An 8,793-nucleotide genomic window follows, 5' to 3' on the forward strand; every position below is an offset into this window, starting at 1 on the left:
GCCTTAGAAGTAACCCTCTGTATTCCGCTGATGAGATATTATGAAATGATTATTTGGTGCCAGAGGCCGGACTCGAACCGGCACAGTGTTGCCACCGGTGGATTTTGAGTCCACTGCGTCTACCAATTTCGCCACTCTGGCACAAATCTGTGCTGAATTTCATATTCATAAGACCTAAGCAAGAAAATTTGAAACTACCATGTTTGTTAATCCTAATCTTTTCCAACCAGGTTAAAACAGGGTTTATTCTAGCTAAAACATAAGTGAAGTCAAACATTATTTTCTAGATTTCAACTAAAAGCCCTTAGCATATTCAACAAAACTTAAAATACATGCATTTTACTATTTAAGTGGAGGAACATTCTGCCCTAAATCACGATAGAATGCTTCAACAAACACATCAAATTGATCTTCATCTAGTGCTTTACGAATATTCTTCATTAACCTTTGATAGTAAGTAATATTATGAATGGTATTTAAACGCGCGCCTAGACTTTCCTTTGTTTTATCTAAATGATGTAAATAACTGCGACTGAAGTTTTTACAAGTATAACAATCACAATGATCATCTAAGGCAGATATATCAGTTTTATATTGAGTATTGCGAATACGAATTACACCATTTTTTACGAATAAATGTCCATTCCTTGCATTTCGCGATGGCATCACGCAATCAAACATATCTACACCTCTGCGCACACTCTCAACTAAGTCCTGAGGTTTGCCAACGCCCATTAAATAACGTGGTTTATCTTGTGGCATTTGCTGTACAATATGATCCAAAACACGAATCATTTCCGCTTTTGACTCACCAACGGATAGCCCACCAATAGCATAGCCATCAAAACCTATATCTGTTAAAGCTTCAAGTGATTGATCTCGTAAGTGCTCATACATGCCACCTTGAATAATACCAAATAAAGCTGAAGGGTTATCACTATGCGCAATCTTACTTCTTAATGCCCAACGCATTGATAACTCCATAGATTTTTGTGCTTCTAGCTCAGTTGCAGGATAAGGTGTACATTCATCAAAACACATCACGATATCAGACCCTAAATCACGTTGAATTTTCATCGAAATCTCAGGGTCAAGAAATACTTTGGCACCATCTAAAGGCGAGCGAAAAGTCACCCCTTGTTCTGTAAGTTTCCTAAGTGCGCCTAAACTAAAAACTTGAAATCCCCCTGAATCTGTTAAAATAGGACCTTGCCATCGCATGAAGTCATGCAAATCACCGTGCATTTTGATAATTCTTGTTCCTGGTCTTAACCATAAGTGAAAGGTATTACCTAACAAAATCTGAGTCCCTGTTGCTTTTACATCACAAGGCGATAATGACTTTACTGCCCCATAAGTTCCTACTGGCATAAAAGCTGGCGTTTCAACCACACCACGTGCAAAGTGTAATTCACCACGACGTGCTTTAGCGCTCGTTTTTAATAGTTTGAATTTCATGTTTTATTACTGGTTCTAAAAAAGATGGCTCATAGTAGACAATTCATTCTCAAAAAGCAATTTTAAGCTTATCTAACACCAGTCTATCTTAATTAAATTTTTAAGACTGACCCAAGCTTAACCTAGGAAAACACTGACTGAAAAACCAAGTACAAGTAGCTCTCAAACTAACAGAGTTTTAAAAGCTAAAACGTCTTACGCCATCAACTAAAATAACCAAGAAATACCAACCGCCACACTGTCATCCCGTATAACTTCTCCCGCACTGTTTCGTAAGCTCTTTAAAGCTCCATAATAATCCGTATGGCTAAAATCGATGTAAAGACTTAACCCTGGCTTTAAGCGATAATAGGGACGAATGGTCCACTTGAGGATATTTAGACCGCTGCCAATGTAATCTTCGGCGATGGTTTTGGTGGCCGCAATACTATGGATGCCGGTACGGATAAATAAATTATCAGTCAACTGATTATCCCGAGTAAGCTGTATATCGAGCTTCGTGCTGCCTTTATGGACATATGCACGGATGTCCGTATCAATAAAATAAGGCATTAAGCCTTCAATACCAATACCTGGTTGTACATACGGTGTTTTAGCAGGGCGATATACATAGTTCACACCGCCTTTAATGACCCAAAACTCGCTCACAAGATGCCAATAAAAGACATCAACATTGGCTTGTTCCATTTTATCCTTATTTACTTCCATATCTTCTGCATAAATTTCAAGTTTATGATAATCACCACCAATCCGAGTTTTTAATGTGGTTTCGTAACTCCCTTTCAAATCAGTGGCTACATCTAAGTGACTATCGTGATACCAAGTAGATTTGTGCGCCATATTGTTGCTAAGAAGTAATTGTGCTATTTCATTATTTCCTCTATGCGCTTTTTCTTGAGCATCCTCATAGCGCAAGATGCGACTCATCCCCGCTTGCATGTGATAGAGGTTATGACAATGTAAAATCCATTGACCACTGGCATCAGCTTCAAAGTCAGCGGTAATAGTTGTGCCAGGCGGCACATCAATCGTATGAAGTAAAGGATCATAGGCGCCATAACCGTTGCGTAGAATAAACCAGTGTCCATGAATGTGCATGGGATGGTGCATCATGCTGTTATTGGTAAAAATAATCCGGTAACGCTTGCCTTTTTCTAAGAGAATGGGCTTAGCATGATACTCAGAAACACCGTTAATAAACCACATGTATCTCTCCATATAGCCTGAGAGTTCCATTTTGATAGGAATGACAGATTTATTAGGATCATTGGTCTTATGAGTTGCTTTGAGTGTCTGGTATTTATGCTCAAACACAACTGGTCTCTCATGCTGCGTCTTGGTATGAGAAGCAGGCATATCCATACCTTCATGGATCATCGGTACATTCAGATCAACAGGATGGGCTGTATGTGATGTCATTCCCGCCATATTATGACCTGCCATATTGTGATCACTCATTTTGAGTTTGGGTTCAGGAAAGGGTGAAATACCACTCACATCTAGAGATTGCTGTAAATCTGTAACCAGTGCGCCATAAACTTTACCAACTTTATCAGTGGATTCCACATAGATAATATAGGGTCTCTTTTGGGTGATGTTGACTAACACATCATAGGTTTCACCTGGAGCTAAGGTAAGACTATCTATATCATAGGGTTGCACGTTACTACCCTGCACATGCACCACATGCAGCTTGCTGCCAGGTATTTTAACCCGAAAAAGGCTATTGGCCCCAGCATTAATTAAACGTAAACGGATTGTATCACCCACGTTGACTAAAGCCTTCCAGGGGTTTTGCGTAGTATGACCGTTTAGTAAGAATGCATCATAGGCAACATCACTAAAATCATACGGACTCATGCGCATAGACTGCATCATCTTATAATTGTCAACCAGTTCTTGGCGTCCTTTAGCTGTACCGTTGCGGTATCTCTTTATAAAATCCTGTAAAGATGGTTGCATAGGAAATCGTGGTGAGTAATAATCACCTTCTTTTTTCAGATTTGCATAAATTTGTTCAGGCGGGGTATTGCTCCAATCGGAAAGTACGATAGGGTAGTCTTTCGTGACCTTGATAGTTTCTTGCTTAGGGTGAATAATCAGTGCTCCATATAAACCTTGCTGTTCTTGTAGCCCCTCATGCGCATGATACCAATACGTGCCTGATTGCTTTAAGGTAAAACGATACTGAAAAACACCACTAGGTGGAATTGACTGTTGACTAATAAGAGGGACGCCATCCATTTGCCAGGGTAAAATCAAACCGTGCCAATGAATGGAAGTGGGTTTATTCAAGTGGTTATATACGTTAATGGTGACCGTATCGCCTTCGATGAAATGTAACGTCGGTCCTGGTATCTGACCGTTAATGGTCAAGGCTTGAACGTTCTTTCCGGTAAAATTCACAGTTTTGTAATCTATCGTCAAATCCACAATACGGTTCGCCGCCCATGCGGTAGGTAGTGTAACTATACTGAAGACGAAACTGCTTAAAAGAGTACTGACTAATCCTGTATTCATGGTGTTTGACCTCCCTCACGAATTTGGGACACTTTTGAATTTTCGACTCCATCATACCTTTAATCGCCAACAAGTTACAGCCTTTCCTTTGTTTGACTATATTGCTCAAGGATTAACTGATTTGGTATTTTGCTCATTAAACTTGCAACAACAATTGCAACACAAGCAAAAATAAAACCAGGTAAAAGTTCATATAACTCGAAAAAACCACCCAAGAATTTTAAGTAAGGCCATATAATCACAGTTAGCGCACCCACAACTATTCCTGCAAACGCACCAACTAAATTCATCCTGCGCCAATAAAGCGATAAAATAATAATAGGACCAAATGACGCACCTAACCCTGCCCAGGCATAGCCAACTAAATTTAGGATTGAGTTTTTGGGATTAAGCGCAAATAGCATTGCAATAATAGCAATCATAAGCACAACTATACGACTAACAATAAGCATCTCATTGACCGTAGCATACGGACGAATAAATTTATGGTAAAAATCCTCTACCACCGCACTTGATGATGCCAATAATTGTGCTGAGGCTGTACTCATTGTAGCAGATAGCACGGCAGCCAATAAAGCACCCGCCACCCACGGATCAAACAACATTTGTGAAAGTAAAACAAATACCGTTTCAGGATTTTGAAGCATATTTGGGGCAAAATAAGCAATACCTAATAAACCTGTAAATACCGCACCCAAAAGTGCGATACACATCCACGTCATGCAAATAAACTGTGCCTGAGGAACAGACTTTGCGGTTTTTGTAGCCATGAATCGCACCAAAATATGTGGTTGACCAAAATACCCTAAACCCCAAGCAAAAAGAGAAATCACACCGACTAAAGTCGTATCTTTAAATACATTTAAATATACAGATGATTGCTGAGAGACCATTGTTAACGCATCACTCAAACTCCCAATATGCATCCATACCGCAATTGGCACTATGATAAGTGCAATGAACATTAACGACCCTTGGAAAAAATCGACCCATGAAATCGCTAAAAAACCACCTATACAGGTATATACTAAAATAATAAACGCAGTAATATATAAACCAGTTGAATAGTCGATCTGAAATGTAGAACCAAATAAAAGCCCACCTGCCACAAAACCTGAAGCTGTGTAAAAAGTGAAAAAAATCAAAATAACGATTGCACTTAGTAAGCGCAAAAGTCCTGTTTTATCACCAAAGCGATTCTCAAAATAAGATGGAATCGTAATCGAATCATTGGCCATTTCGGTATAAACACGTAAACGCCTCGCAACAAACTGCCAATTTAAATAAGCACCTAATGCTAACCCAATCGGCAGCCAAATTTGGTTTAATCCATTTAACATCACCGTACCTGGTAATGCTAATAACAGCCAGGAACTCATATCCGAAGCACCTGCACCTAACGCAGCAATTGGGCCACTTAATGATCGACCACCAAGCATATAGTCATGTAAATTTTTGGTGTAAAAGTATGAACACACCGCTAAACCAAAAATAATAACAATATATAATACAAAGACGATAACAAGTGCTGACATCTTCCTTACCTTTCGATTTCTCTACAGTAGATTTATACATTTAGATTCATGCAATACTTAAAATCTAAACACACATTAACCATTACTTAAGTTGAAGACAATAAGCTTAATTACGATCGATTCTTAAGGTAATTTACCAAGGATAAACCAACGATTACGACCAGCGGAATAAATACTATTGACCATGAGCTTAGAGTTCCCATAATTTTCCCCTATATCTTGTTGACAACCAAACCATGCTAGTTCTCCTAGCAACAGCATTGTGTCCTACTTAAGCCTAAAACACAAGATGAGAGTTAGAGCTCATGGTGATCATCAATGGCTGGAGTTGATCTAACTGGTAGTGCTTTTGTTAAAAAACTAATAAACTCGCTTACAGATTTTGTTGGTTTATCGGTATAATCTTCCTTGTGATTGGTTCGGTTGTTTTGTTTGCACTTATAGCCTGCCAATCACCATGCCATAAGTCGATTTAAAAACAACTACCTAACACTAAAAAAAGCGTCGGAATTCTAAACTTCAGTCAAAGAAGTAAAGGTTGAGGAAATAATATGAGTAAATACGTTATCATCGTTGGTTATAACAACACAAGGATTTACGACGTTGCAAAAATTCGTAAAATAGCACAAAGGAAGTATGATTCTGGAGTCATCCTAATTCATGAAAATCCTGCTGCTGGAGATCAAGAATTTGCTGATTTTATCTGGCGTTATCCCCTAGTAAATGATATTGAAAATAGTTTAATGGCAATATGCAGCACCATTGCCCAGGAAAAATTCGAAATATTAGGGGTATTACCTTTTTCAGATCGTGGTGTAGAACTAGCTCTTCGTTTAGAAAGCAAATTAAAAGCTTTGCCTATAAAATGCCAATATCCTAGAGCATCCTTAGATAAAGAAATTTTTCGCAAGCTAGACCAGCAAACTACTCAACATCCTCAAAACTATCAGCCAATTTTTTCCAAAAAAGTCTTCAATTACAACGACTATATGAATGTGATTAAGAGTTTTAAGTCTAATGTATTTGTCAAACCAAGTTCAGAAGGCAATAGCCGTGGATGCTATGCAGTTGAGTCCACGGCCGATGCACATAAAACATGGACTGAATTAGTATGCTACCATAATCAGGGTATTCTGATAGAAACGTTAATCGAAAATGTTCAAGAATACAGCTGGGATTATGTAGCAGGAACATCATGGATTACCGATAAAAAAATTACCCATGATCAACCCGTAAAAGCAGAAATTCAACAAATCGTCCCCGCTAGGCTGAGCACAGATCAGGAAACTATTATCAACCAAACAGGTAAACACATGATGTCATTGATCAGCAATAATCATGGCGCTTATCACAATGAAATTTTCCTGAATCATATCAACAATCAATCTTTTGCCGTAGAAGTAAATATGCGACCTGCAGGTATGCACATATGGGATCTTGCTATGCTAGCTTTTGCTGATTTTAACCCATGGGAAAACTGGCTGGATTTTTGTATAAGTGGCAAGACCAAGAAACATCATCTCCAATTTCGTCGTTATGCTGGCATACGACAAATTGCTTCTCCTCTACGCGGGATATTAAATAACATCTCTGATTTAGCCGAATTTATTACTCCTGATAACTGCAAAATAGAATCGATTGTGATGCATAAAAAAATTGGAGACTATGTAGATAATATAATCTCTGATAATGCTTCCTTTATTGGTCATATTATTCTGACCTCAGAGAACTATGACATGCTAGAGAAAGGACTTATTGAATTAACTTGTCAAATACAAAGTAAACTAGTTATAGTCCCCACTCTCCCAAAAGAAGAAACCGAGATTTTACAATGACTAATACTAAATATCACCTATTAGCAATTTTCTCTATACTGCTTTCTAAGCTTGCTGATCAAATTCTCCTTTTCGCGATTCCGATTATTGTATTTAAATTAACAAATAGTTTTTCTTTATCGGGAATCGCCTTTTTTATGGAGTGGCTACCAAGAGTTATTTCTTTACCCATTTCTGGCAGAAAACTCGATAAATGTGACAGCCAGAATATGTTTGTCCACGCCAACTTTGTAAGAGGTGTCGTTATTTTATGTGCTTTCTTGGCACTAAGCCTTACCTCAGTTTCCCTTTTTCTTGTGCTTTGCCTTATGATGGTTATTAATGGCTTTTACTATGCACGCTCATTCGTCACTGTACAGTATTACACCTCACATGTTTACAGCGGCAAAAAACTTGCCAAAGTCCAGACTTATCTTATGAATATTGAACAAATAAGCCAAATCATGGGACCTGCAATTGGTGTGGCTTTGTCAGTGTATTTCAATATTCTATCTGAGCTCATCATTATTGCCGTTATGTTTGTGCTGTCATCCCTATTTATCTTGCGCCTGCCAAAAAGCTATTTTATAGCTACAAACAAACAGAACGTTATCCAATCCAATATTGTAAAAGACTTACAAGTAGCACTGGGCGTCATCTGGTATAGTAACAAATTAAGGTGGATGGTTACCCTCACAATCTTTATTAATCTTATTTGGGGACTTATGCTATCAATGGGAGCCCCTTTAGTTACTGGAACATTCCAATTAACTGCCAGCTATTTTGGTCTTGTGCAAACGGTAACAGGAATCGTGAACATTGCTATATTTATGCTTATCCCAATAGTGCTCAAACGCTGTAGTGTTGCCATCTTAGGTTTTTCTGCCACCATCGGCATGATTACAGGCGGACTACTTATCGGGGCAGGACAAACCTACACTTTTTCTTTATCGGTTATCTTTTTATCATGGTCTTTGATGGCGTTTTTAACGTCTACATTCGTACAGAAAGAGCTAAATTTATCCCTAAAGATGTTCTTGGAAAAACAATTGGGATGATCGTATTTTTAAATCAATTAAGCGTGCCATTAGCTGGGCTTCTTATGTCAATCTTAGCAACTCTACTCTCACCGTTTGCCATTATTATAGTGTTTTGCATTCTCACAATTGTCACGTTTATCCTATCTTTGCCACAGCTATTCCAACGACACGAGTTGGTTAATAATCCAAATACATGACAAAAGAAAACACTACCCAATTATTTTGGTTTCTCGGGGTATTCTAAAGCAACTTAATCGATGCTAACGCTGCCAACTTTACCTTTCCAAACTCAGTAGTTTCTGCTTACAAGCAATACCGCCAGCATAACCACCAATTTTTCCGTCTGCTTTAATCACTCGGTGACACGGCACGATAATACATATCGGGTTTTTAGCATTTGCAGTTCCTACTGCACGGACAGCTTTT

General features: G+C 38.4%; 7 protein-coding genes and 1 tRNA gene. 2 read left to right on the forward strand and 6 right to left on the reverse strand.

The features are described from left to right. Positions 1 to 54: 54 nt before the first annotated feature. From DNJ77_RS05440 to DNJ77_RS09930, 5 genes are all read right to left on the reverse strand, one after another. A tRNA-Leu gene (locus tag DNJ77_RS05440) sits at positions 55 to 141 on the reverse strand. Positions 142 to 342: 201 nt separating this feature from the next. Beyond that, a complete protein-coding gene (gene tgt / locus DNJ77_RS05445) occupies positions 343 to 1,458 on the reverse strand; it encodes a tRNA guanosine(34) transglycosylase Tgt (protein ID WP_116963983.1) in 1,116 nt (371 codons plus the stop codon). A gap of 207 nt (positions 1,459 to 1,665) precedes the next feature. Continuing rightward, complete coding sequence (locus DNJ77_RS05450) at positions 1,666 to 3,978, reverse strand: multicopper oxidase domain-containing protein (protein ID WP_116963984.1); 2,313 nt, start codon at positions 3,976 to 3,978, stop codon at positions 1,666 to 1,668. 74 nt (positions 3,979 to 4,052) lie between these two features. Continuing rightward, entirely contained in the window at positions 4,053 to 5,513 is a 1,461-nt protein-coding gene (gene putP / locus DNJ77_RS05455) for a sodium/proline symporter PutP (RefSeq protein WP_116963985.1), read from the reverse strand. 123 nt (positions 5,514 to 5,636) lie between these two features. Next, positions 5,637 to 5,774, reverse strand: coding sequence for a hypothetical protein (locus DNJ77_RS09930; protein ID WP_157966607.1), 138 nt, complete (start codon positions 5,772 to 5,774; stop codon positions 5,637 to 5,639). Between the two features lie 290 nt (positions 5,775 to 6,064). On the opposite strand from DNJ77_RS09930, the gene DNJ77_RS05460 reads away from it, so the two are divergent. Both DNJ77_RS05460 and DNJ77_RS05465 read left to right on the forward strand, forming a co-directional pair. After that, a complete protein-coding gene (locus DNJ77_RS05460) occupies positions 6,065 to 7,348 on the forward strand; it encodes an ATP-grasp domain-containing protein (RefSeq protein WP_116963986.1) in 1,284 nt (427 codons plus the stop codon). Beyond that, the gene (locus DNJ77_RS05465; RefSeq protein ID WP_116963987.1) at positions 7,345 to 8,385 is read left to right on the forward strand and encodes an MFS transporter; all 1,041 of its coding nucleotides are present in this window, start codon (positions 7,345 to 7,347) and stop codon (positions 8,383 to 8,385) included. The genes DNJ77_RS05460 and DNJ77_RS05465 overlap by 4 nt, the downstream gene beginning before the upstream one ends. 257 nt (positions 8,386 to 8,642) lie before the next feature. On the opposite strand, the gene DNJ77_RS05470 is transcribed toward DNJ77_RS05465, so the two are convergent. After that, positions 8,643 to 8,793: methylated-DNA--[protein]-cysteine S-methyltransferase (locus DNJ77_RS05470; protein ID WP_157966608.1), on the reverse strand; the 151-nt coding region annotated here is incomplete at its 5' end.

Origin of the sequence: Fastidiosibacter lacustris (assembly GCF_003428155.1) — a bacterium.
Classification (GTDB): domain Bacteria; phylum Pseudomonadota; class Gammaproteobacteria; order Francisellales; family Francisellaceae; genus Caedibacter; species Caedibacter lacustris.

Coding starts and splice junctions, on each gene's coding strand:
- tgt (WP_116963983.1), bottom strand. CDS start 1,458: ATGAAATTCAAACTATTAAAAACGAGCGCTAAAGCACGTCGTGGTGAA.
- DNJ77_RS05450 (WP_116963984.1), bottom strand. CDS start 3,978: ATGAATACAGGATTAGTCAGTACTCTTTTAAGCAGTTTCGTCTTCAGT.
- putP (WP_116963985.1), bottom strand. CDS start 5,513: ATGTCAGCACTTGTTATCGTCTTTGTATTATATATTGTTATTATTTTT.
- DNJ77_RS09930 (WP_157966607.1), bottom strand. CDS start 5,774: ATGCTGTTGCTAGGAGAACTAGCATGGTTTGGTTGTCAACAAGATATA.
- DNJ77_RS05460 (WP_116963986.1), top strand. CDS start 6,065: ATGAGTAAATACGTTATCATCGTTGGTTATAACAACACAAGGATTTAC.
- DNJ77_RS05465 (WP_116963987.1), top strand. CDS start 7,345: ATGACTAATACTAAATATCACCTATTAGCAATTTTCTCTATACTGCTT.